The following is a 23,275-nucleotide window of genomic DNA, read 5'->3' as shown; positions in this document are numbered from 1 at the left end:
TCTGCGGTAGAATTGATGTAGATACCCTTAAACGGAGGTGGAGATGGCGAAGCGTCCCGTATCCCCCACCCGCGTCGCATCGGACGCACTCACACTGCTCGGGTCCCAGATCCGCATCGGCCGGCACGCGAAGAACTGGACCGCCGCGGACCTCGGCGACCGGCTCGGGGTCGGGCCGCGCACGGTCACGGCGATCGAGCGAGGTGCGCCCGGCACCGCGATCGGCACGGTGCTGAGCGCGGCATCCCTCGTCGGCGTGCCGCTCTTCGGCGCGACGGACGACGAGCTCGCCCAGCTGCGTCGGCGCGGCGAGGAACGGGTCGCCCTGCTGCCGTCCCGTGAGTATCAGCCACGATCGACAACGGATTCCCGCGATGACGATCTCGACTTCTGACGCCACGGGCCCGCGCAGCGCTTTCGTGTGGGTGTGGCTCCCCGGACAATCGGAACCGGTCGTCGCGGGGCGAGTCCGTCGGGAGGACAAGGGACAACGCTTCGAGTTCGGCTACGGCCGGAGCTACCTCGCTCGCGCGGATGCGATCAGCCTCTATCCCGCAGAACTGCCCCTTCGCTCCGGATGGCAGGCGCCGCGATCAAACTTGCCGATCGCGTCCGTTCTGCGCGACGCGGGACCGGACTCCTGGGGCCAGCGGGTGATCCTCGAGCGACTGCACGGTGCGCGCGGCAGGGACGCCGATCCGGGAGATCTCGACCAGATCACGTACTTCCTCGAGTCCGGCTCGAATCGCATCGGCGGCCTCGATTTCCAGGAGAGCGCGCAGGTGTACGTCCCGCGTGGTACCGCGGCGACGCTTGACGAGCTCCACACCGCCGCTGATGCCCTGCAAGCGGGTCGCGACCTCCCCGCCGAGATGGCGGCCGCGCTCGTGCGAGGTACGTCCATCGGGGGCGCTCGACCGAAGGCGCTCATCGACGTCGACGGGGTCGGGCACATTGCGAAGTTCTCCTCCTCGTCGGACCCGTATCCGGTGGTGAACGCGGAGGCGCTCGCGCTGGAGTTCGCGCGGCGCGTGGGCGTCGACACGACCGACTCGTTCCTCACCGCCTCGCTGGGCAAGGACGTGCTGGTCATCCGCCGGTTCGACCGACCGTCCGACGGTGGCCGGCGGATCGTCGTGTCCGCGTTGACGATGCTGGGGCTCGACGAGATGGAGGGCCGGTACGCGACCTACCCGGACCTCCTGGACCTGCTGCGTCGAGACGGTGGTGATTCCGATGTCGGTCGACGTCTCTTCCAACGCATCGTGTTCAACATCGCGATCGGCAACAACGACGACCACGCCCGTAACCACGCCGCGTTCTGGGACGGCACGACTCTGGACCTCACCCCGGCCTACGATCTCTGTCCGCAGGTCCGCTCCGGCGAGACGTCTGCCCAGGCGATGGCGTTCGACCGGGACGGGACCCGCGTCAGCTCGTTCGCCGCGTGCCTGGCCGCCGCCCCGGTCTACGGCCTGACGGTGCACGAAGCCCGGGCGATCATCGACGCGCAGATCGCGATCATCCAGCACGGCTGGGACGACGTCGCCGACCTGTCGCGGCTCACAACAGCAGAGCGGAACCTGCTGTGGCGCCGCCAGATCCTCAATCCGTTCGCGACCTACAACTACTGATCAGGAACCCGCGGGAGGGCGATCCCCAGCTATAGGAAGGCCGAGACGAAGCCACCTAACTAACTAACTAACCAACTAAGCGCCGCCCAGCCGAATCTGTCGATGGGTTACCTGCGGCGCGCGCCCGAACCGCCGCGCGTGATTTTCCCAGCGACCGCGCACGATCTCACTTCTGCTGCTTCATTCGTCCAGAGCCTTCATGAGAGCGTCATGGGCGTCGCTGTAGAAGATGAATGAAACCCTCGTCGCGACCTCGTCGCTGACGTCGAGGAGTTGGCGGCGGGCAGACACCGGGAGCAAGAGTGCCGTGGCCCCCTTCTCCATCGCGTGCTCGGCAAGTTGTGCGGCATTGAGAATTGTCTCGACGCCGCCGCCCAGCGACAGGTTACCGACGGCGATCATGCCGCCGCGGACCGACCGCTGGAGCATTGCGGAGGTGAGAGCCAGCAGAATCGGGAGCCCGAGGCCGGCGCCGGTCTTGGCAGCATCGAGAGCTCGAACCTGTGCCGTGAGGTTGTGCTCGCGCGGGTCGCGGTCACCTACGAGTTGTCTCGCCTGGGCGATGAGGTTCTGCTCGGCGACCTTGAAGCTCTCGCGGAGAGTGGCAGGCGCGGCCTGGTTGAGCAACCCACGCGCGCCTGAGCCGGGCGTGTCCGCCGCCTCGATCCGGTAAAGCCCTGGGCCGACGTCGCCGTCGCTCTCGGAAATCGCCCACACTTGGCCGGGCGGTAGCGGATCGAGACCAATCGAGTCTGGGCTCGCCAGCTCGGGCGTCGAGACGAACTGCTCGACTCCTTCACCAAGGCGGTAGCCGAACTGCGTGTTCCGGAACTCGGCGGCACCGATACGCCGCTGCTGCTCCTTGACTCGACGGCGGCATTCCAAGGCAATGCGAACGGCCCATTCGAGGTCCTCGTCGCAGATGGCGGCCTCAGCATCGGGGTAGAGCAGTTTGAGCAACCCGTCGACGGTCTTGTTGACGGCCGAGAGGTCACGACCTGACAGCGCGTCCGAGTAGTTCACGCGGCCCTGAATGGACGAGAGCCGTGACTGGTCGCGCAGCCGCGACCAGCACTCAGAGAGAAAGTCGCTCACCAGCCCGAAGTGATGGGTGAAGTACGTCGGGTTGAGCTTCGGGACATCCCATCCGGGCAGGTAAACGTGAATGCGGTCCATGAACGCGGTGTCGTCGCGCATCTCCGGAGGGAGCGGCGAGAGCAAATGCCCGATGCGCTGCTGATGAGCTACGTCGACGTCGAAATTGCCGACGAGCACGATTGAGCCGTCGGCGCGGATCGACTCGCGGCCTCGCGAGAACTCGCCGGACTCCATGTAGCCCTTCATGATGTTCACGCCGTCCTTCTGATCGAAGGAGACGCCGGAGACCTCGTCGAAACAGACCACGTCGTACTGCGCGACAAGACCGCGTTGCCCAGTCGCGTTGTTGACAAACATGCGCGCGACGGTCGCCTTGCCGCCAGAGATCAGATGCGCGTACGGCGAAACCTGCTGAAACAGGTGCGACTTGCCCGTGCCGCGCGGACCCAGCTCCACCATGTTGAAGTTTCGCTGCACGAACGGAACCATGCGCAGCAGGAGTACGTCCTGCTCGCGATCGCTGAGTTGCGCTGGCTCGAATCCGACAGATCGAAGCAGCAAGTGCTTCCACTGCTCGGTGGTGAACCGCGAGCGGCCTTCGGCCAGCCGTGAGAGCGAGTCCCTCGTCGAGAGTTGGATGGGGCGCAGCGACCCGACAGCAAAGGGCTTGCCGCCGTTCTCCTCCGCGATGGATGCGTCGTAGAAGAGGTCGACTTCGGCGTAGAAGCCGCCTGTAAGCATGCGTTCGTTGTCGCGGACGACGGCGTCGTCGATCCTCACATCGCGTAGCGCGAGGCTCGGCAGCTCCGCGACATAAGAATTCGACTTCGCGTCCAGCCGAGCCTTGACGAGGTCGATGAGCTTGACGGTCATCCGCTCGCGAGCCCGTGATCTGAAGAGTTCCTCCTCACCGGCCCTCACCGTGCGGTCTGCGAGGAGGCGTCGCACCACCTGGAGTCCCTCTTCAATCTCCTCGGGATCAGTAGTCGCGCAGTAGCGGCCAATGAGGAACTCGCCGACGTATGTCGGCACGGGGTAGGCGCCCTTGAACTGCTGGGCAAGGTCTTTGCGCACGACGTAGCCTTCGAACGCCGACGCTGCCTTCTCGTCGATCTCGTCCAGCACGATGGTCTCGGTCATTCGGCACCTCCCACGGTGGTCTGCGCTTGAGTCAGGATCCCACCGCTCGGGTCGAGGAGCACGACCCACGCGGCGGTACCGGCGGTGGCCTGCTCTTCGTCGACGAGCACCTTGACCTCACCCAGTTCGGTCGGCGACTTCGGTCCGCCTATGACACTCGACGCGTCGGCCGGGCGGAGTCGAATCTCGGCGACGATGCCCACGTCGGCGGGTCCGTAGTCGATGCGGCATCGCTGCCCCGTCCAACGGACAGCCTCGATCTGGACGGGCGCGCCGTCGGTGTCACCGTGCGTCACCGTGATGACAGGAGTCACGCACTCCTGAAGGCTCAGCCCACCGTGCTCGTACAGGCGGCCCGCCTCGAACGCCGCAGTTCCGGGAGCGCTCACCATCTCGACTAACGAGTCCCAGGTCCAGGGAACTATCGGGAAATCCGGACGCGCCGCCGCGGCCTTCAACCGGGCCACACGCGGCTTGCGCGTCTCCTCCCCTTCTGTAATTTGAAGCGGCAGCATGACTTTTTGCGCGGGCCTACCGGGCAGGAGGAATCCGTGATCGGTCACGACGACGACCTTCCGCCACCCCGCGTCGAGCAGCCCACGGACACGCTCCGCGACGAGGTCGAGTTGTTGGTCAACAAGGTCGGCCAGCTCGTGTCCGCGGGAGTGCCCAAGCGAATCGATTGAATTGGTCTGCGTCCACGCCATACCGCTGGGGTCACCGACCTCCGCAGTGTCCCATTCGAGGAACTGAACACCCCCCGCCGCAAGTGCTGACCGCAGCACCGGGCCTTTGATAGACCGGTCCTGCTCATCGACCGCGTCGAAGGCACTGCCGCCACCAACCGCGGCCGTGATGGGGGCGACGGCCGGCTGACCGGTGGGGGTCACACTCGGGAATGCGGCCAACCGGGTCTCAACGGCGGCGGAAAGTGGGGACAACCGTCGAGCAACGCGCGCGGCCAGATCGAAGCGCAGCGCGTCGACGTACACGACGGCAGTGCCCGTTGCGATGTCCAGGCCGGTCTCACCGGAGTAGTCGGTCTCCGCCACTTTCTGGAACGCCCGGGCCGACTCGTCCACCCACGGGTCGTAGAGTGCGCCAAGTGCATTCGCCGCTGCGGACCGATCCCGCGCACTCTTGGCCGAGGCAATGGCCCGCAGAGCGAGGTCGTCGATCAGGTGACCTTCATCGCCGTACCAGGCGACCTGTGCCTCGAGGTCTCCCGCCGACGACGCGGCCGCCACGCGATCGGTGAGTTCGGCGAGGTGCCCGACGACCCGCGCGAGCGGCGCGTGCCCGAGAGTCGCCCAGACGTTGTCCCCTCGCACCGAATGCTCAGCAGCGAGTTCCTTGACCGACACCGACGGGTTCGAATGGGTTGCGATCGCGCCGAGAGCCGTTCGCAACGCGTCCTCCTGCTCGCGATTCCATGACGGCCATGAATCGGGATGGGGGTCAGTGTCTCCGAAGAGCGGCACGACCGAGGGGCGCGCTTGATCGAGTAGTTCGGGGATTTTCGGATAGCGGGTGGGGTTCTCCGCGAACCGCTGCCACACGGCCCACCACTCGCCTGCCCGGCCTCCCAGCTTGCTCGCCGCAGTGAGCGCACCGTCCTTCTCGGGGCTGAAAGTGTACACCGATTTGCAGGAAGCGATAAGAGCCTGCCAGCGCGCATCCTCGAGCGAGGCGCGCACCGAGTCCGGGTCGTTCATCCATTCGAGGAGGGTACGAACCGAGTCGTCGAGCACGAGGCGGTGCAGACGCGAAGAGTCGAGTCTCCCCAAACGCTGGAGATCGTCGATGTCCTCGCTGAGGAACGTGTTCAGGACTTGGATGAGGGCGGACTTGGTCGCGGCGTCGCCCGCGAGGTCGAGTCCCGCGCCTTGCTTTGACGCGAGGAATGAGTGCGGCGTCCAGGGTGTCTGGCCGTGAGCAGATGGCCACCAATTGGAGCGATTGGCGGTCTCGACAAGCGGTGCAAGCGGGTCTTCGGGCGTGGACGCTGCGACCAGATCGCCCCTACTGACACCGGGAAGATAGATCACCCACGGATTGCGATCATCACGCGCGGCGATATGGGCCGGAAGGTCCGCGGTCTCTGGCGAGGCGAGGACGGCACGAATCCAGAGCGCCGGTCCCTGAGCGGCCGCCGGGTCGAACTCACCGAGAATGAGGACCGGCACCGCCTCCTGAAGGTTGCGGATCACCGGCTCCCACGCGCGATCGGGGTCAGCCCACAGCACAGCCGCCGGGGCGGAGGTCGCCCCGGCGTTGAAGGCTGCGGCATCGCGAAGTGCGTCGGCGACGACGGCCCGCACGAGCGTCATTCGACAGTCTCCGCCTCTCGCCGGGCGGCCCGACGCTCCTCAAGCGATGGGTGGAGGTCGTTGCGACGCTCCGATCCGTCCGGGTTCTTCCCGCGGTCCTTCTTCCAGTGAACGTTCACCTTAGCGCGCAGCACGCCGGCGGTCACGAAAGGCCGGATGTTCAGGCGAATCCCGTCATCGAGGTCGGGGTCCCATCCAATGGGCTGCTCGGCCAACGACTTCCACCGGACGTACACGTCGTAGGGAGGCTCGCCGTCGAGAATGAGCTTGAGTCTGCGCTGGAGATCCTCCGCGGCGGCTAGTCTCGCATCCGCACCGGCGCGCTCCGCGCGAGCCTCATGCCTCTGGCGCTCAACCCAGGCGCCGAGCGACGTGAAGGTCAGCTTCTCCAGCGTCCGCCGGTCGAGCTTGTGATAGTTGACGATCGCCGAGAATCCGTCCTTGCGACCATCCCAAATATGCCAAAAGAAGGGACGGTTACCAAAAATCCTGACGTGCTCCCCGAAGCAGGTATTTCGTAGCCAGTCCTCCAAACGTCCATTCTTACCCCCAGCTTCGACGACCAGCGACCGTTCAAGAGAACTCGACCATTCGCCTCCGTACACCACCGCAAGCACCTCGCGCAGTCGGGTCGCCAGGTCAGGCTCGCCGGGTAGTGGACACAGCGCAGCGATTCCGTCGGAGTCGACAAAATCATCGAAGTTGTCCACGTCACCATCCGGCCATCGGTACCCGAGAATCCTGGCGACCGCCACTTGCAAGGAACTACGCGTCTCCTTCGGCGAGCCCGAGAACACCCATTGCGTCACGTCTTGCTCGCCGCGAGTTGTCAGTGACAACTCCGCGGCCTTAACCCCCTCGATATCAATAGTCGCTCTACCTAACGCGGCGGGCGTTACGTTCACCTTACGGTCCACAGATCGGACCGATATCGCGAAATCTGGAGAAGTGGCGAACCTCAACAATTCGCCGTATGCATCATCTTTCCTAGGAATCAATACCGCGACTGATTGATCAAAGAAAGACCCTAGGTACGGCGCAGCCTCAAGAGATCGGTAGAGCTTAACTGCAATACCACGCTTGCCCCATGCACGAGCACCACGGATCACGGCACCGACATCCTTTGTTAGGGCACTTCCGTCTGCCCAGTAAACAACCGAATCTAACCCGCCACCCCCCTGAGAGGTCGGGGATGTTTGATAATGAGACCAGTCGCCAGAGATTTCAGGTATCTCCCAGAACCTTCGCACGAAGCGCTCCACATCGCCAGTTTGTATACCTGACACCACATCTGCAATCCTCGCCAACTGCAACCCGGCCCGCGGACCATCATCCTTAGGTGGCAACAAGACGCCAGTTTCGTCAGTCCCCTCACTCAATCTTGCGAGAACCGGCATTTCTCGAAGCGCATTTTCCTTCCGCGATACTGAACCTTCAGCCGCGTCTACGTATCGCGGACTTGAACCCGGAACTCGACAAAGAACCGTCGCTGTCACGTAGGCGCCCGCAGCCGCCGCGGACCAGAATGCCCCCTCCCCAAGAACCGCAATCAACTGCGGGAGGCTGCGCTCCCGTAGTTTCCCCCTAAAATCGGAGTAAGTTTTCAGAAACAGCCAGTTTTGCGGCGACACTGCTGCAATTGTTCCGTTTAGTTCAATCAATGACAGGCAGCGATCCAACATCATCGTGGCGAGGTCGCCACGCGCAACCATGTGATGCGTATCAGCATACTCACGCAGCAGGCTTCCCATCGCTCCACGCTTGAGAAACGGCGGGTTTGTGGCTACGAGAGTGTACGTACGCCCCAGCAGACTGAAAGCTCGCATTGAATCGAGAACCGCGTGACCAAGCACTGTGTCTTCTTGATGTTCTCGCCGCAGCGCTTCGGCGAGTAGATCATCGAGTATCCGATCCGACGGATCCACAAGTAATTCGCCGCCGATCGAGCGGGGATCGATGAGCGAACCGAGAGTGTCCGCGTCACGAAAGCGTGAATGAAGACGAGCCATTGCGTCACGAAGCCTGATATCATCGCCCGCGAATCGCTCCCAATCCCGACGCGCACTTCTAACCGGAATGCCAGAGCAAGCCACCTGCGGCGCAGGGAGGTCGCGGAACCCACCCTGCTTCCACGCCTCCAACGCGACGTTGAAAGTCGCGATTTGGGTACAGCGGGGGTCAAGTTCGAGACCATGAAGGTTGTTGCGGAGGACCGCGTCCTGAGCGTCAGCCGGGGTGAGGTCTTCCTCCTCTGCGCGCATGCGCCAGAGCATCCCGAACATGGCGACGAGGAAGTGGCCTGAACCACAGCAGGGGTCGATGACCGTGACATCAGCGGCGCGCTCGGGCCAACCATCGAACGCCCCGGCGGCGGGCGTGCCCGCTTCGTCTCGACGGAGGTACTCCCACGTGCCGACGAGCGGCGAAGCGGGATGCCGTGCCGCCCACCATGCGCCGAGCGAGTTCTCCAGTAGAAAGCGAACCATGTAGTTCTCGGTGAACAACTGCGTGACGGGAGGCAAGTCGGCTCCGCCGATCTTGGCGCCTGACTCCTTCACCCGCTTCTTCTCGGCGGTCTGCCAGAACTGATACACCCAGCCGAGCGCGTCCTCGGTTTTGAACGTTTCCCCCGGGATCTCTAGCAGGAGTCGCTCCAGCACGGTGCGGTGTTCGGCCGCGACCCGCACCTGGACGGCAGGATCGGTCAGGCGGAACACACCAGGAAGGATCTCCGACGCGAAACGAGCAGCGACTGCCCACCCATCGGGCTCGCTGAGGTCCGAGGCAAGATCCCCGCAGTCCTCCAGGGACAAAGAAATGTCGCGGTATTCGGGGTGCCGCAGGAGTCCGTTCACTTCCAGGAAACGGGCGAACAGCAATCGGTGCCACTGCTCGTACGCCACGTCATGAACGAGATTCGTCAAAGCCTCGCCCGTACGCGAAGTGTCATCACCAAGCTGCCGTGCCTTGTCGCGAAGTGCGAGACGAAGGGTGTTCTGTTCATCACTCAGATATGCGGGCCGGCTCGGTTCGCCCACTGCGAGTGCTCGCAGTGCATCCTCGGCCGCCCGCTGCGCCGCTGCGCGAGCGCGCTGCGTCTGGCCGTCCAGGAAGCGCCGTTGGTCGGAATTGAGAACGTTGGTCGTTGACGTGGTCATGCTCAGCCCTTCACCACGACCGTGTCGTTGCCGTTCAGGGCGTCGAGTAGCTTCGCTCGCAGGTTGTCGATGTAGCACTCGACTTCGTCGGCGCTACCCAGGGTCGCCGTCGAAACCCGCACCGTGGTCATTTTGGCCTTAGGCGTCGTCAGCTGAATAGCCGCCTCCAGCGCCCGCGAAACTCGCTGCGGGATGGCATCGAGTTCAGCGGTCCACCCCTGGAGCGGCCGCGCTTGCGCCGTCATCAGAACGGCTACCGCATCTGCGAGATTGGGGGCCGTCTCGGAGCCGAGATGGTGTTCCGTGAGTAATGCCTCGCGCTGCGGTTCGTCGAGAGTCGTCCACGCTGGCTGCTGTTCGAGCCCCGCTAAAGCCGCCGTGCGGGCGTCGCGCAACACAATTGCTGCTTCGTGGATGGCATCGCGAAGTGCCTCGGCGAGTTCATTGACGATCGGAGCGACTGGATCGGCGTCGGCGAGGAGCCCGCGGCTCGCGGCCAACGCATCGAGCCGCTCACGGGCCGCCGACGCGGGCTCCAGTCCCGTGGCCGCGGCCGCCAACGAACGCGCCAATTCGAGCGAAAGCGTCCGGCTTTTGAGCCTATGCTCCAGGTCTCCGAGTTGGTCGTTGAAGCTCGTGAGGTCGCTTTTCGCTGCCAGCAGAGCGTGCACGCGGTCGTTGCCCGACGCACTCACGATCACCTGAATGCTGCCCGGCACGGTGATGTCAGGGAGTGGAGCAGGCCCACTCACGCCCTTGGCGCGGTCGACGAGCGACTTGACAGCCTGTTCGACGGCCGAGACGAGACCATCGTTGTCGGTCGGGAAGCCGACGTTGCTCAGCACCTGGCGTGCCTGAATTTTCTCGGCAGGCTTGAGCACCGTGGCTTCGCGGCGCAGCTGCACATTGCCGAGGCGGGTCTGCTTGAGTACATCGGCCGTGGTCGCGTCGCTCCCGTTGAGCGTCGCGCGGACCACTCCGGTGTCGAGGAGCACGCCGAGGGACGCCATGAGCGCGTCGCGCGGCCATCCGAGCGGCTTCGATGTCACAGCCTTCTCAACGTCAGTCGCGGACGTGCCTGCCGGACTGATGCGGCTGAGGACTTCCTTAACGACGCTGTGACGCTCGGGGTCGGCATCGTGTTGGACGGCCTTGAGCGCGTCGGCAGCCGATCCACGCCGCACGCGGTCGATCACCTGCGGCCAACGGTTGTCGTCAGCATCTGAGAACCGCGGGAACAGACGGGTCGCGGCCGACTGTGCGCCTGCTTCGATGCGTTCGCGCAGCGAGAGCCCGTTCGGGGCCGTGCCGCCCCCGAGGAGCACGTCCGCTTTCGCGATGACGTCACGAACATGGGCATCGACCTGGTCCGTCGCGCGGTTGAGGCGGGTTTGCATCGCGCTTCGGGCCTGCTTGCCCTCATCATCCTGCGGGATTCCCTGCTGGTCGATCACTCTCTGCGCGGCGAGTTTGTTACGGATTGCCGCGACGAACGCGGGAGCCTGCAGTCGGGGAAGGTGGATGAGGACGATCGGCGAGTCGATGCCGAGGCTGCGTGCGGCTTCATCGAACTGCTTCGCGGTAATCCCCTCGTCCCACTCGGAGCGCAGCCAGATCGGGATCGCATCGGATTCCGGCGGGAGCGAGGCGTCGGCGTGCAGCGCAAGTCTGCGCGATTCCTTGGCACGACCCTGCTGGATCGTCGCGGGCAGAGCCCGGTTGACCTCTGAGAGCAGCAGCGAGTCGCGCTCCGTGCTCACCTCACTGTCAGTCACTTGCGCCTGATGTCTGCGCAGGGCCTCGTCCCACTCACGGCCAGCCTTGGTCTGGAGCCGGTATTCCTCGCCATCCTGCTGGAGTACGCCCTCGCCGGCGAGAGCATCGAGAGCAGCGGGCACCTGTTGCCGAAGCCGGTCGCCATCGTGGGCAAGATCCTCGACGAGGAGGTCAACGAGATGGTCTGTCGTCGCGCGCACGCCGATGTCGCCGTGGCCGGATGCCGGGAGCAAACCGATGAGGTGGACGAGGCCGAGGATGCGAGCGCGCAGGGGGTCCTTCTGCCCCTGCTCGTGGATGAGGGTCTGCGTCTCCTTGAGAAGAAGGCCCGCGCCGTTAAGGTCTTCGTTCTTTTGCGCGTAGAGGAAGTCGGCGCCGACCACGGTCCCCACCGATTTGGGAGCGACCTTGCGGTTCGCCTCATGCACAATGCGGAGCTGGGAACGCAGCTGACCAGCCCGGCCGGCGTCGGCCTGGCGGAGCACGCTCTCCCAGAAACGACGACGCAGCGGAAGCAACGGGTAGTCCTCGGCTAGGTCCTTGTCGTCCGCTGCGGTGTGTTGAATCCTGCTGCCGATGAGCTGGCGGGAAATCTGCCCGGCGACCGAGGACAGCGTGCTATCGAGACCGGGCTTCTTTGCAGGCTCTTTGCTCAGAAGAACACGGCGCACGACGGCATCGACGTCCTGATTCTTGAGCACGACTTTGACGGTGAAGCGGTCCTGGATCTTCTGAAGCGTCGGGTCGGCCGTCAGCTCCTGTTGTCCGGTGGCGATGAGAAGCACTCGACCGTGGAGTTCACGCGAGACCGACTCGACGAGGTTCTGCACTTCCATAGCACGACCGCCGTCGCCGCTAATGTACTGCTGAACCTCGTCGAGGACTATCAGCGACGGCGGAGTCTGCCCACCGCCGACGTACTCGAGGACCTTCTTAAGCAACGCGATGGTCTCGTCCGTGGAGAATGATCGCGTATGAGGCGGGAACTGGCTTCGGAGCGCAGCTCGCACATCCCTAGCGGAGGCAGCGAACTCCGGGTCGCACGCGAGGATGGCCTTCGCGAGCCGGTCGCTGACGTTGTACTCCCCCAACTCCTCGAGGAGGTCCCCGCCAGTTGCTGTGATGTGGTCGCCGACAGCGCCCAGGTGCCCGTTACCCTCGAGCCACAGCGCAACGCGAGCGGGCGCGACGCGGGTAGGCAACCCCGCCGCTCCGAGGACGATCGACAGGAACACGGAGTTCAATGTGTCGCCACTCCGGTCGAGCGCACCCGCTGCGGCCCAGGGCGCCGCGCCATCGCGGCGGCCCAGCGTGGTCAACTCCGTCAGCTGATCCTGAACGCCCTGCGGGATGTTGGTCAGTCCGCGCGCGGTCGCACCGTTCGGAAACTTGGTATCTGCCCACAGATGCTGTAGGACACGGACGAGGTGGGACTTGCCGCTGCCGTAGAAGCCCGAGACCCACACCGCGGGCTGCGTGGTCCGGTTCCGGTGGCCAGTGTAAGAGTCAAGGATGCGCTGCAGGCCATGTTCATACTCGCCCTCGCAAACGAAGCTCTCAAGCTCGTACTTGAGTACGCCCCACTGATTGGCGTCCTCCGGGCGATCGACGTTCGTGACACCGTCGTTCGGAATCTCGAAGCTCAGCGGCGGACGGACGAACAGGTCGTTGTTGATGGTCACGTGAGGTCCTTCTGCGAATCGATGACACGGGCGCGGTAGTTGAAGCCGTCGCGGGCGTCGAGCAAGCGGAATGAATGGCTGTCCGGATCGTGAAGCCCCGGAAAGAACACGAGGAAGCGGCCGGACACGGCAGAGTCGACGGACTTGATCACGCTCGACGCGCGCAGGAACGGGAAAATCGAACCGATCCCGACAAGGGCCACTACAGCGTTCGCGGGAGCGGTTTCGAGAGTCTGGCGGATACGCGTCACCAGCGTCGTCTCGAACTGATCGAGGATCGACTGGGTGAGGTCCATCGGCTCTTCGTAGAACGCCTCCGCGTGCCGGTGAGAAGACAACCAGTGGCCGAAGTCGTCAGTGATATCCAGTACCTGCCATTCGCGCACCGACTGGGTCGTCGCCAACTCCAAACTGGGCAGCGCATGTCTCATCTGACGCTCAAGATCCGGCGGATAGACGAACATCCAGACGCGTTCACCGCCGGAGACGTTGTCTCTCCAGGTCAGTGACAACTCGGCCCGGTAGGCATCAACCAGGTCCGAGACGCGGCTCATGCGTCACCGCCGAAGGCTCGGAACGACACGTCGACGACGTCGCCTGCTACGAGAAGGTCGAGGAGACCCTGGGTGTGTGCGGCGCGTAGCGCCTCCAAGGAATGGCCATGTGCGAGTCCGAGGATATGCGACCAAGGGTTGTCGAGAACGCCGAGGCCGCGCCCGCCGGCGAGGTGCCCCAGGTACGCCGCGTAGGCGATGGCCACCGGGCGGGCTTCCACTTCGGTCCGGACCTTCTTGGTGCGACCCGCGAGGTGGCCGGTCTGTGTCCAGCAAGCTCCGGTGTTGCGGCCAATCTTCGAGAGCGTCGACTCCGACATTTCGTGGCCGAGCTGTCCGGCAACAGCTTCGGTTAGATCTGCCGACGTCACGCTTGAGCCCGCAGGGAGGTCCGAAATCGCGGCGAACGACACGCGAAGCACCTCGTCACGGGTGAAGGCCAGAAGCCCCGCAAGGAGCGGGCGCGACGAGGGGTCGATGTTCCAGAAGTGCCGCAGCGCCGCGAACTCCGGGCGGCCAGGGTCTAGAAGATACAGCTCGCGGAGATGGCGGAACGTACGCTGCCGACCGGTCTGGGTTGGTCGACCGAGGATGTTGTCCTCCACAACCGCGCGGCGGTACTCAGCGGCGTCAGCCCCCGCCGGCACATCCCGCAGCAACGCCGCGAGGTGCGGTATGCCGATCGTGTGGCTGGCCGTCGTTCGTAGCGTGCCGACAACGAAGGCCGCATCGGCGACGTGTGCATCCATGCGCTTGCGCCCCCTCCTCATCCCGCCCTCCCCGCTGACGTCGATCAGACATTTTTCCCATGTATACATGGTGGCTCCGACAAGTTTGGGCCCAGACCCTTGTCAGATGCCCAAGTCCTCCGTCGAAGCCGCGCTGTCCCAGCGGCTCGGCATCGAGATAGGGCGACTGCGGGCGGAGAAGGGCCTCAGTCAGGAAGCGCTGGCCGCCGACATCGGGATCAGCACGAACCACCTCCAGCTCCTCGAGAGCGGCCTGTCGGATCGCCGCAAGGGCACGCCAGCGAACCCCCGGTTCACGACGCTGGTCCGACTGAGCACGGCGCTCGACGTCGACCTGGCGGAGCTGATCCGCCGGATCGCCGAGTAGTATCCCGCCGGCGCCCACGGATGTGTTCCCGTACGGGAACACGACTCGCACCAAAATCCGGCACCTGACCGAATCGGACAGGATCTTCACAGTCGGATTCCTCGGGCACACCTCGCTCCCGACCCGCTGCCGCCGCCGCGCGGCCCCCGATACACTGGACCGTCGCTGACGACCTATCGAACGGGAGGTGCACGATGGCGCAGTCGGCCGCGCAGCTGTACGCCGCGTTCACGGACAACGCCGACAACGACGTCGCGCTCCGCCTCCTCCGCTCCCCCCACGCCGTCGCCTACCTCGCGCTCATGGCGGCCCGGCTGGGCACGGGCCCCGTCGACGCGGAGGAACTGGGGGACGCGCTCACCGTCGAGCTGCAGTCCCTGGCACACCACTTCACCGAACGCGCGCGCCCCGTCCCCGCCGGCCCGGACGTGCTGGACCAGTGGGTCAAGCACGGTTACGTCTCCCGAACCCTCGACGAGGACGATCGCGAGGTCATCCAGCTCACCTGCGGCGCGACGACGGCCCTCGGCCAGGTCCAGGCCGTCTCCCTGGACCGCAACGTCGCCACCGAGACCGCCCTCGAGCTGGTCACCGCCCGGCTCTCGGCGGTCGCGGTCACCGTCAGCGCCGACCCGGACGACCACCTGCGCGCCCTCGACGAGCAGATCGCCGAGCTCACCCGCCGCCGCGAGGCTCTTCGCCAGGGCCTGATCCCCGAGTACGACCGCGACAAGGTGGTCGACGACCTCAAGATCGTCAGCTCCCTCGCCGAGCGCATGCCGGCCGACATCCTCGGCTACGGCGAGAAGCTCCGCGAGCACACCCGTGCGCTCCTCACGCACGGTCTCGACGCCTCCGGCAGCTCCGAGGCCGAGGCCTACGCGAAGACTCTGCAGCGTCTCTTCGACGGCCACGACGAGCTCGCGAACACCCCCGAGGGCAAGGCCTTCGACGCGTTCTACACCCTGCTCTCCGACCACCGCCTGCGCCGCCAGCTCGAGACGTCGGTCGCCTCGGTGGTCCACGAGATCGACCTCCCGGACGATCTGCGCGACTCCCTCACCGGCTTCCTCGACCGCATGTGGATGCAGGTCCAGCGCGTCGACGAGATCCGCGGCCAGGTGTATCGCCGCATCAACACCTTCGTCAAGGACGGCGATTTCCTGCAGTACCAGTCGCTGCGCGCCCGCATCACGGAGGCGCAGCGCGCCGCCGTCGACGCCTTCGACACCGTCTCCGCCGGCCGCGACACCGGCCTGGCCGTCCCCATGACCGCCGTCGACACCAGCTCGGTCGGCGCCCTGCGCTTCCACGACGGCATCGTCACCCTGCCGCCCGAGGTCCGCGAGACCTCGGGCGAGTTCACCATCGACCCGGCTCGGCTCGTCGGCCGGGAGGCGATCGACTGGGACGCCCTCGCCGGCGCGATCAACGCGCAGGTCGGCCTGTCCGACGGTGCCACCCTCGCCGAGGTCCTCGCTGCCATCGACGCGCCCCGCGCGGGCGATGTCGTCGGCATCTGGTCGCTCGGCGCGCGATACGGCACCGTCGACGCAGACCGACCGATCACCGTCGTCGCGCACACGGCCCGCGGCCCGCGCGAGCTGACGGTGCCGCACGTCGAGTTCGCCGCCGCGCTCCCGCCCCTGACCCCCGCCTCGGCCGCGCCCGAGCCCACCACACTCTTCGAGCAGGAGGCCTGATGTCGGACGAATCCTTGGACGTCGAGACGCTGGACGTGCCCGCCGACGAGGTCCTTCCCGAGATCGACCTCGCGGACTTCAGCATCGCCGACGAGGACGCGATCACGTCGCTGCGCGGCGCCGACACCGCACCCCGCTTCGACGGCGACACCTCAGCGCTGCCGAACTCGGTCTGCTACGCGCTGCAGGAGCTAATTGCGGCCCCGCACGTATCAGCCAAATCCAAGAACTGGGCCGTGATCGAGGCCGAGGAGACGCTGCTCCGCTCCCGCCTGTCGGAGTTGAACCTCCTGCTCGAGATCAACCGGGAGACCAAGCACGCCTTCACCCGGCAGGTCAGCGAGAACGACCCGCGCCAGCGCAATCTGCTGCGCGCGCAGAGCCTCTCGCTCGCCGCGTCAGTGCTGGCACTGTTCCTGCGACTCAAGCACCTGTCCAGCCCGGACGAGACGGCCGTCGTCGAGCGGCAGGAGATGCTCGACCACCTGCTGACCTTCCGCCCCGCGCGCGACACCGACGAAGCCGGCTTCGTCAAGAAGGCCGACGCCGCGATCAACCAGCTGGAGACGCGCCGCCTGATCCGCCGCGTCGGCACCAGCGACCGGTACGCGGTGCACTCGGTGATCGCCTCGCTGCTCACCCCCGAGCAGGTGGACCTGTACACCGCCGCGTACCGCGACCTCGCCAGCACCGACCAGGATCTCGGCGAGGCCGCGGCCCCCGTCGACGGTGCGGACGACGACGGCACCGTCGACCTCGACGACCAGGAGGCGCAGGCGTGACCGCGCGTAGCACCCGACAGCACATGGGCCAGTACCGCCTGACCCGACTGCAGGTGGTCAACTGGGGCACCTTCGACGGCTACAAGGACTTCCCCATCGACGAGCGGGGCGTGATCCTCACCGGCCCGTCGGGCTCCGGCAAGAGTTCGCTGATGGACGCGCACTCGGTGGTGCTGCTGCCCACCTACGACCAGTCCTTCAACGCGTCGGCGGACATGACCGCGAAGGGCGCCAAACGCGCCGCGCGCTCGATGGCGGATTACGTGCGCGGCGCGTGGTCGGTCAACGACGACGAGCACCAGCAGTCCAAAGTCCAGTACCTGCGCGGGGATTCGGCCACCTGGTCGGCCGTCGCCGCCACCTACGACAACGGCGCCGGCAACGTGACGACCGCCGTCGCCGTGAAGTGGTTCCCCGGCAGCGGGACCGACGGTGCCTCCCTCAAGTCGTGGTACCAGATCCACTCCGGCGCGTTCGATCTCCTCGACCTGCAGGACTGGGCCACCGCGGGATTCGACACCCGCGGTTGGCGCTCGCGGCACACGGGCGTCGAGTCCTTCGACACCCAGGCCGCGTACCAGGACGCGCTCCGCAGGCGAGTGGGCATCGGCACCTCGAGCGCCGCGCTGGCGCTGCTCGGCAAGGCCAAGGCGATGAAGAACGTCGGCGACCTCGACGCCTTCATCCGCACCTACATGCTCGACCGGCCGCAGACCTACGCGCGCGCGGAACGCCTGGTGGAGAACTTCACCCAGCTCGACGAGGCCTACCGGGCCGCGGCGCGGGCGGAGGCGCAGGAGAAGGTGCTGCGGCCGATGCCGGAGGCGTACGAGCGGTACCGGTCGGCCACCGTCGGGACGACCCGCGCGGCCGACCTGCTCGGCGCCCCCGTGCGGTCCTACCTGCGCGGCCACAAGCTGCGGCTGCTGCAGGAGCAGATGGACCGGATCGAGGGCGAGCGCGCCGGCATGGACGCGCAGATCGCCCGCTGGGAGGACCGCGCCGAGGAGCGCAAGATCCGCTACAACGAGCTGCTGCATCGCCTGCGGCAGGAGCAGGGCGAGGTCGGCGTCCTCGAGGCCGAACTCCAGTCGCGCGAGCTGCAGACCCAGGCCCGGCAGCGCGCCTACGAGCGCTTCGCCGCCGCGGTCGAGAAGCTCGGCGAGCGTGCGCCGGAGTCGGCGGAGGAGTTCGCCGCGCTGCGCGAACAGGTTCCGGGCATCCGCGATCGGGCGACCGAGGCCGCCGAGGCGCTCGCCGGGCGCGTGCACTCCGCGTACACCGACGAGTCGGACGCCCGCCGCGCCGTCGAGTCCGTCGACGACGAGCTGTCCGTTCTGGACCGCCGCGCCTCGCTGCTGCCGCCCGCCCTGCTCGACCAGCGCGACGTGATCGCCCGCGCCACCGGCGTCCCCGCCGAGGAGCTGCCCTACGCCGCGGAGCTCATCGACGTGCGGCCCGCGGAGCAGGCGACGTGGGCCGCCGCCGCCGAGCGCGTCCTCCGGCCGCTCGCCACCACGCTGCTCGTGCCGGCGGAGCACCAGCGCGCGGTCGCCGACCACGTCAACGCCACCCGCGTCCAGGGCGTCCTCACCTACCAGGTGGTCGACGGTGCCGACGGCACGCGTCCGGACCCGGGGTCCCTGGCCGAGAAGCTCGTCGTGGACGAGAGCTCCACGACCGGACGGTGGCTGGCCGGCGCCGTCGCGCGCGCCGCCCGCCACACGTGCGTCGACTCCCCCGCCGAGTTGGAGCGCCACGATCAGGCCGTCACCCCGGAGGGCCTGGTCAAGAGCGCGGGCGGACGGTTCCGCAAGGACGACCGGCGCGCCGTCGCCGACCGCTCGCAGTGGGTCCTCGGCACGAACACCGGGTCCAAGCGCGAGGCACTGCAGCGGCGCCGCGACGAGCTGGCCGCCGTGCACGCCAAGGCCGCGGACGCATCGGCCACGCTGCGCGACGACCTGGCCGAGCACAAGGCCGTCGCCGACAGTGCCGCAGGAGTTCTCGGCTACACCTCGTGGGGCGAACTCGACCACTGGGCAGCGAAGGCCGAGGCGGAGGAGCTCGCGGACCGGATCTCCGACGCCAGGTCCGGCAACGCCGATCTCGGGGAGCTGGAGCTGCAGGCCGACAACGCCTACGGCGAGCTCGCCGAAGCGCAGACCCGCATCGGCGCCCTCACCGAGACGATGAACCGCGCCGGCACCGAATTCGACGACCTCCTGGCCGAATTCGAGAAGATCGACGCCGAGAGCGCGCCGAAGCTGTCCGAGCCCGACGAGGACTTCCTCGCTACCGCACTCTGGCACCTGCTCACCGCCGACGAGGCCAAGCCGCGCCGGCTCACCCTCGATACCTTCGGCGAGGTCCGCGCCGACCTGCGTGCCGAGCTGGAACGCCAGCAGAACGCGGCGACCGCCGAGCGCGACGCCGCCGAGGCGCGGATCGTCCGCACCGCCGAGCAGTTCCTGCGCGAGTGGCCGGACGCATCCACAGAGCTGTCCGCCGAGGCGGCATCGGCGCCGGATTTCGTCGCGGTGCACGAGAACCTCGTGGCGCACGGACTCGCTGCCGCGACGGAGAAGTTCCGGCGGCTCATCACGACCGACGTCAGCCACTCGGTGTCGAACCTGTTCAAGGAGGTCGACGACACCCACCGGGCTATCACCCGCGGCATCGCCGACGTCAACGCCGGGCTGCGCCGCGTCGAGTTCAACGAGGGCACCTATCTGCAGATCGCCTACGCGGCCCGGCCGACCCCGGAGGCCACGGAGTTCGCGAAGCTCGTCGACGACATGGTCCGCGACGCCCCCGCCGCGAAGCGGGCCGAGCCTGCCGCGATGGCCGCGCAGTTCAAGCGGATCCGCGGCCTGGTGCTGCGCCTGACCGGCGACGACCCCGAGTCGCGCCGCTGGACCGAGAACGTGCTGGACGTCCGCACCGGCTACTCCTTCTACGGCCGGGAGAACGCGGTCGGCGCCGAGCCCGATGCGCCTGCGGTAGTCACCTACCGCAACACCGCGACGAACTCGGGCGGCGAGCAGGAGAAGCTGGTCGCCTTCTGCCTGGCGGCGGCGCTGAGCTTCGCCCTGGGCAGCCACGGGATCGACGGATCGAACGAGCCCGCGTTCGCGCCGCTGATGCTCGACGAGGCCTTCAGCAAGTCCGACGAGCGCTTCTCCGCCCAGTCGCTGCGGGCGTTCGAGCAGTTCGGCTTCCAGCTCATCATCGCCGCCCCGATCCGCATGGTCGGCATCGTCGAGCCCTTCATCGGGCAGGTGATCCTCGTCGACAAGCAGGTCACGCCCGACGGTGCCCGCTCCGACGCCCGGTACGCCACCTTCGGCGAGCTCACCACCACCCGCTGACCCGATTGAACGCTGTTACCGAGTGCGTTTCTGCAGGTCGCGAACTCCGTAACAGCGTTCAATCGGTGATATACAGGTGGTCATGGGCACCGTCGTCGCGCTGAACGCTCACCCGGACGATGAGTCGATCTTCATGGGCGGCACGCTGGCGAAACTGGCGGCCGCCGGGCATCGGGTGGTGCTGGTCGTGGCGACGGACGGCATGATGCGCGGCGACGACGAGCCCGACCCCCGCCAGCGCCTGCGGGAGCTGGACGCCGCCGCCACTGAACTCGGGGTCACGGAGGTCCGTTGGCTGGGATACGCGGACAGCGGTCACGGTCGGGACCTCTATCCCGATCCTCCCGGCCGGGTCCGCCTGGTCCGGGCCGACCCCGACGAGGCCGCCGGGGCGCTCGCCGCGGTCATTCGGGAGACGGCCAGCGACCTCCTCATCGGATACGACCCGGCGGGCGGCTACGGACACCGGGACCACATCGCCGTCCACCGCATCGCGCGCCGCGCCGCGGAGCTGACGGGTGTGCGTCTGGTGGAGGCGACGGTGCCGCGCGAGGTCGCCGTCCGCCTGCTCACGGTGACCACCCGGCTCCGTCTCACCCGCGGCCACGACCTCGATGCCGCACGAACCTGGTTCACCCCGTCCGCGGAGATCACCCATCGGATCGATGTGCGGCCGTTCGTCGCCGCGAAGCAGCGTGCGCTCGGCGCACACCGCTCCGAGATCAACGGGCCCGGCCGCGCCGCCCGGTTGATGCGCATCCTCCGCCGACTCCCGGCCTGGCTGATCGCGCCGATGGTCCGGACGGAGCACTTCGTGGAGCACGGCGTCGACCAGAGATCCGACTACCTCCTCTGAACTGCGCGGAGCGCAGGACACCGCCGAGTGCGATCCCGGCAAGGGACTCACCACCGATCGCCTCGCACTCGGATTCTGTCCACGCCGGACGGGGTGACCACAACGGTCGGAATCCGAGAGTCGTTCGATCGACGATCCTCGGGCCGCTCGCCCGATAGGCGCGGAGGTCGCCCGCTATAGATCGCGTGATCTATAGTTAGATCATGCGATCTACCGAAACCTTCACCGAACAGGCGCGCCGCGCGCAGATCGCCGGGTGCGCGATCGACACCATCGCCGAGCTCGGCTACGGGAACGCGTCCGTGCGCAAGATCGCCGACCGGGCGGGCGTCGCGATGAGTGTGGTGCTGTACCACTTCGGCGACAAGGACAGCCTGATCGCAGCAGTGGTACACGAGTGCTACTCCGCCCTGCTCGCCGAGATGGTGCCCGCGGTCGAGGCCGCGCCGACGGCCTCGGCGAAGCTCGAGGCGCACATCCGCACGCACCTGCGGTACATGCGCACGCACCGCAACCATCAGGTGGCGCTCATGGAGATCGCCGGCGGCTTCCGCACCAAGGACGGCGGCCGCCTTCAGGACGTCGCCGTGGACACCAGCCACGACGACGCCCGCGCACAGGTCGAACTCGACGTGATCCTCGCGAACGGCGTCGACTCCGGCGAGTTCCGGCCACTGAACGTCGCCTCGATGGCGGCCGCGATCCGCGGCGCCGTCGGCTCCGCGATGCACGCCTCGCAAGCTGACCCACAGTTCGATCTCGACGCCTATGCCGACGACCTCGTCGACACCTTCACCCGCGCCACCCGCACCGACCAGGAGAAATGATGGCCCACGTCCTCATCGCCACCTACGGCTCCCGCGGCGACACGATGCCGCTCGCGGGCGTCGGACTGCGCCTGCAGCAGGCCGGCCACGCCGTGACGATCACCACCAACCACGAACTCGATGGCGAGACGGCGGAACTGGGGCTGGATGCGCGGGGAATCCCGCTCGACCTCGGCGAACCGGACGGCGAGCCCTCCCTCGCCGACGCGCTGAAGCTGGTCAAACCCGCAGGGATCCGGCAGCTGAGCCGGGGCCTCCTCGACGCCGTCGCCGATGTCTCCGCCGACGTCGTGCTCACCACGCCCTTCGCCGAGCCGGCGATGCACGCCCTCGCCGAGGCGCGCGGAATACCGATCATCGGCGCCCGCCTGCAGCCGCTGTCCGCGACCCGCGAGTACCCGCCCAGCCTGCTGGGTGCGTGGTCGGCCGGCGGCACGATCAACCGGGCCGTCGGGCGGTTCGCCGAGGGCACCGTCGACCGGATGTACGCGGGCGTGGTCGCCGAGCTGCGGCGCGACCTCGGCCTGCCGAAGCAGTCGGCCCGCGCGCTCCGCCGCGACCGCTCGCGCGCGCAGTGGCCGATCCTGTGCGGGTGGTCGCCCAGCGTGCTCCCCCGCCCGGCGGACTGGCGCCCGGGCATCGAGGTCGTCGGCAGTTGGTGGTCGCCCACGCCGCGGGACTGGTCGTTCTCGCCCGACCTGGAGGCCTTCCTCGCCGACGGTCCGCCGCCCGTCCTCGTCGGCCTCGGCTCCCTCATGGTGCCGGCGCAGGAACGGGACCGCCTGTCCACGATCGTCGACGAGGCCCTGGCCGCGGCCGGTGTCCGTGGCATCGTGCAATCCGGCGGTGCCGGCCTTCGGGTTCCGGACCGCGACGGCGTCCTGAACATCGGCACCGTCCCGTACGAGCACGTCCTGCCCCGGGTCGCGGCGGTCGCGCACTCCTGCGGCGCGGGCACCACCGCGGCCGCCCTCCGCGCGGGGGTCCCGACGGTGCCCCTCCCGTCTCCCGGCGGCGACCAGCCGTTCTGGGCCCGGCGGCTGCACGCGCTCGGGGCCGGCACCGCGCCGATCGCACGGACGAAGGTCACGGTTCCCACACTCGCGGAGGCGATCCGTGCCGCGGTGGGCGATTCCCGGTATCGGACGGCCGCGAGTGTCCTGAGCAGCGCGATCGCCCGAGAGGACGGTGCCGCGGCGGTCGTCCGCGCCGTCGCCGGGCAATAGCGAACTCGTCTACGCGGAGCGC

15 protein-coding genes are annotated in these 23,275 nt (G+C 67.3%); 9 read left to right on the top strand and 6 right to left on the bottom strand.

The window, feature by feature from the left end; all coding sequences use genetic code 11:
• Nucleotides 1-43: 43 nt before the first annotated feature.
• Together ABZX10_RS08010 and ABZX10_RS08005 are read left to right on the top strand one after the other, a co-directional pair.
• The gene (locus ABZX10_RS08010; protein ID WP_355536943.1) at nucleotides 44-394 is read left to right on the top strand and encodes a helix-turn-helix transcriptional regulator; all 351 of its coding nucleotides are present in this window, start codon (nucleotides 44-46) and stop codon (nucleotides 392-394) included.
• Nucleotides 375-1,634: a HipA domain-containing protein gene (locus ABZX10_RS08005; RefSeq protein ID WP_355536940.1), complete on the top strand. Its 1,260-nt coding sequence runs from the start codon at nucleotides 375-377 to the stop codon at nucleotides 1,632-1,634. Before ABZX10_RS08010 ends, ABZX10_RS08005 begins: the two co-directional genes overlap by 20 nt.
• Before the next feature lie 180 nt (nucleotides 1,635-1,814).
• Here ABZX10_RS08005 and brxL read toward each other — a convergent pair whose 3' ends face one another.
• The 6 genes from brxL to ABZX10_RS07975 are packed head-to-tail and all read right to left on the bottom strand — an operon-like array spanning nucleotide 1,815 to nucleotide 14,121.
• Nucleotides 1,815-3,872, bottom strand: coding sequence for a protease Lon-related BREX system protein BrxL (gene brxL / locus ABZX10_RS08000; RefSeq protein WP_355536937.1), 2,058 nt, complete (start codon nucleotides 3,870-3,872; stop codon nucleotides 1,815-1,817).
• Nucleotides 3,869-6,202, bottom strand: coding sequence for a BREX-1 system phosphatase PglZ type B (gene pglZ / locus ABZX10_RS07995; protein ID WP_355536934.1), 2,334 nt, complete (start codon nucleotides 6,200-6,202; stop codon nucleotides 3,869-3,871). The genes brxL and pglZ overlap by 4 nt, the downstream gene beginning before the upstream one ends.
• Nucleotides 6,199-9,360: a hypothetical protein gene (locus ABZX10_RS07990; RefSeq protein WP_355536931.1), complete on the bottom strand. Its 3,162-nt coding sequence runs from the start codon at nucleotides 9,358-9,360 to the stop codon at nucleotides 6,199-6,201. Before ABZX10_RS07990 ends, pglZ begins: the two co-directional genes overlap by 4 nt.
• A 2-nt stretch (nucleotides 9,361-9,362) precedes the next feature.
• Entirely contained in the window at nucleotides 9,363-12,818 is a 3,456-nt protein-coding gene (gene brxC / locus ABZX10_RS07985; RefSeq protein ID WP_355536928.1) for a BREX system P-loop protein BrxC, read from the bottom strand.
• Nucleotides 12,815-13,372 carry a BREX protein BrxB domain-containing protein gene (locus ABZX10_RS07980; RefSeq protein WP_355536925.1) on the bottom strand — a complete coding sequence of 186 codons (558 nt, stop codon included), beginning with the start codon at nucleotides 13,370-13,372 and terminating at the stop codon, nucleotides 12,815-12,817. Before ABZX10_RS07980 ends, brxC begins: the two co-directional genes overlap by 4 nt.
• Nucleotides 13,369-14,121 (bottom strand): hypothetical protein, encoded by a 753-nt coding sequence (locus ABZX10_RS07975; RefSeq protein ID WP_355536922.1) that lies wholly within the window; start codon nucleotides 14,119-14,121, stop codon nucleotides 13,369-13,371. The genes ABZX10_RS07980 and ABZX10_RS07975 overlap by 4 nt, the downstream gene beginning before the upstream one ends.
• 106 nt (nucleotides 14,122-14,227) lie before the next feature.
• Between ABZX10_RS07975 and ABZX10_RS07970 the strand changes: the two genes are divergently transcribed.
• The 7 genes from ABZX10_RS07970 (at nucleotide 14,228) to ABZX10_RS07940 (ending at nucleotide 23,253) form a co-directional block, all read left to right on the top strand.
• On the top strand, nucleotides 14,228-14,488 hold the full coding sequence (locus ABZX10_RS07970) for a helix-turn-helix transcriptional regulator (RefSeq protein WP_355536919.1): 261 nt from the start codon (nucleotides 14,228-14,230) through the stop codon (nucleotides 14,486-14,488).
• A gap of 194 nt (nucleotides 14,489-14,682) precedes the next feature.
• The gene (locus ABZX10_RS07965; RefSeq protein WP_355536916.1) at nucleotides 14,683-16,191 is read left to right on the top strand and encodes a DUF3375 domain-containing protein; all 1,509 of its coding nucleotides are present in this window, start codon (nucleotides 14,683-14,685) and stop codon (nucleotides 16,189-16,191) included.
• A complete protein-coding gene (locus ABZX10_RS07960) occupies nucleotides 16,191-16,973 on the top strand; it encodes a DUF4194 domain-containing protein (RefSeq protein ID WP_355536913.1) in 783 nt (260 codons plus the stop codon). Before ABZX10_RS07965 ends, ABZX10_RS07960 begins: the two co-directional genes overlap by 1 nt.
• Nucleotides 16,970-20,344 carry an ATP-binding protein gene (locus tag ABZX10_RS07955; protein WP_355536910.1) on the top strand — a complete coding sequence of 1,125 codons (3,375 nt, stop codon included), beginning with the start codon at nucleotides 16,970-16,972 and terminating at the stop codon, nucleotides 20,342-20,344. The genes ABZX10_RS07960 and ABZX10_RS07955 overlap by 4 nt, the downstream gene beginning before the upstream one ends.
• An 82-nt stretch (nucleotides 20,345-20,426) precedes the next feature.
• Nucleotides 20,427-21,200 carry a PIG-L family deacetylase gene (locus tag ABZX10_RS07950; protein WP_355536907.1) on the top strand — a complete coding sequence of 258 codons (774 nt, stop codon included), beginning with the start codon at nucleotides 20,427-20,429 and terminating at the stop codon, nucleotides 21,198-21,200.
• A 203-nt stretch (nucleotides 21,201-21,403) separates the two neighbouring features.
• On the top strand, nucleotides 21,404-22,027 hold the full coding sequence (locus ABZX10_RS07945) for a TetR/AcrR family transcriptional regulator (RefSeq protein ID WP_355536904.1): 624 nt from the start codon (nucleotides 21,404-21,406) through the stop codon (nucleotides 22,025-22,027).
• Entirely contained in the window at nucleotides 22,027-23,253 is a 1,227-nt protein-coding gene (locus tag ABZX10_RS07940; RefSeq protein WP_355536901.1) for a glycosyltransferase, read from the top strand. Before ABZX10_RS07945 ends, ABZX10_RS07940 begins: the two co-directional genes overlap by 1 nt.
• The last annotated feature ends 22 nt before the right edge of the window (nucleotides 23,254-23,275 follow it).

The organism is Tsukamurella sp. NPDC003166 (assembly GCF_040611135.1).
Classification (GTDB): domain Bacteria; phylum Actinomycetota; class Actinomycetes; order Mycobacteriales; family Mycobacteriaceae; genus Tsukamurella.
This window is presented reverse-complemented; position numbering and strand designations above follow the sequence as displayed.

Excerpts from the sequence above, each read along its gene's own strand:
- ABZX10_RS08010 (WP_355536943.1), top strand. The coding sequence starts at position 44 with ATGGCGAAGCGTCCCGTATCCCCCACCCGCGTCGCATCGGACGCACTC.
- ABZX10_RS08005 (WP_355536940.1), top strand. The coding sequence starts at position 375 with ATGACGATCTCGACTTCTGACGCCACGGGCCCGCGCAGCGCTTTCGTG.
- brxL (WP_355536937.1), bottom strand. The coding sequence starts at position 3,872 with ATGACCGAGACCATCGTGCTGGACGAGATCGACGAGAAGGCAGCGTCG.
- pglZ (WP_355536934.1), bottom strand. The coding sequence starts at position 6,202 with ATGACGCTCGTGCGGGCCGTCGTCGCCGACGCACTTCGCGATGCCGCA.
- ABZX10_RS07990 (WP_355536931.1), bottom strand. The coding sequence starts at position 9,360 with ATGACCACGTCAACGACCAACGTTCTCAATTCCGACCAACGGCGCTTC.
- ABZX10_RS07980 (WP_355536925.1), bottom strand. The coding sequence starts at position 13,372 with ATGAGCCGCGTCTCGGACCTGGTTGATGCCTACCGGGCCGAGTTGTCA.
- ABZX10_RS07975 (WP_355536922.1), bottom strand. The coding sequence starts at position 14,121 with ATGGATGCACACGTCGCCGATGCGGCCTTCGTTGTCGGCACGCTACGA.
- ABZX10_RS07970 (WP_355536919.1), top strand. The coding sequence starts at position 14,228 with ATGCCCAAGTCCTCCGTCGAAGCCGCGCTGTCCCAGCGGCTCGGCATC.
- ABZX10_RS07965 (WP_355536916.1), top strand. The coding sequence starts at position 14,683 with ATGGCGCAGTCGGCCGCGCAGCTGTACGCCGCGTTCACGGACAACGCC.
- ABZX10_RS07960 (WP_355536913.1), top strand. The coding sequence starts at position 16,191 with ATGTCGGACGAATCCTTGGACGTCGAGACGCTGGACGTGCCCGCCGAC.
- ABZX10_RS07950 (WP_355536907.1), top strand. The coding sequence starts at position 20,427 with ATGGGCACCGTCGTCGCGCTGAACGCTCACCCGGACGATGAGTCGATC.
- ABZX10_RS07945 (WP_355536904.1), top strand. The coding sequence starts at position 21,404 with ATGCGATCTACCGAAACCTTCACCGAACAGGCGCGCCGCGCGCAGATC.
- ABZX10_RS07940 (WP_355536901.1), top strand. The coding sequence starts at position 22,027 with ATGGCCCACGTCCTCATCGCCACCTACGGCTCCCGCGGCGACACGATG.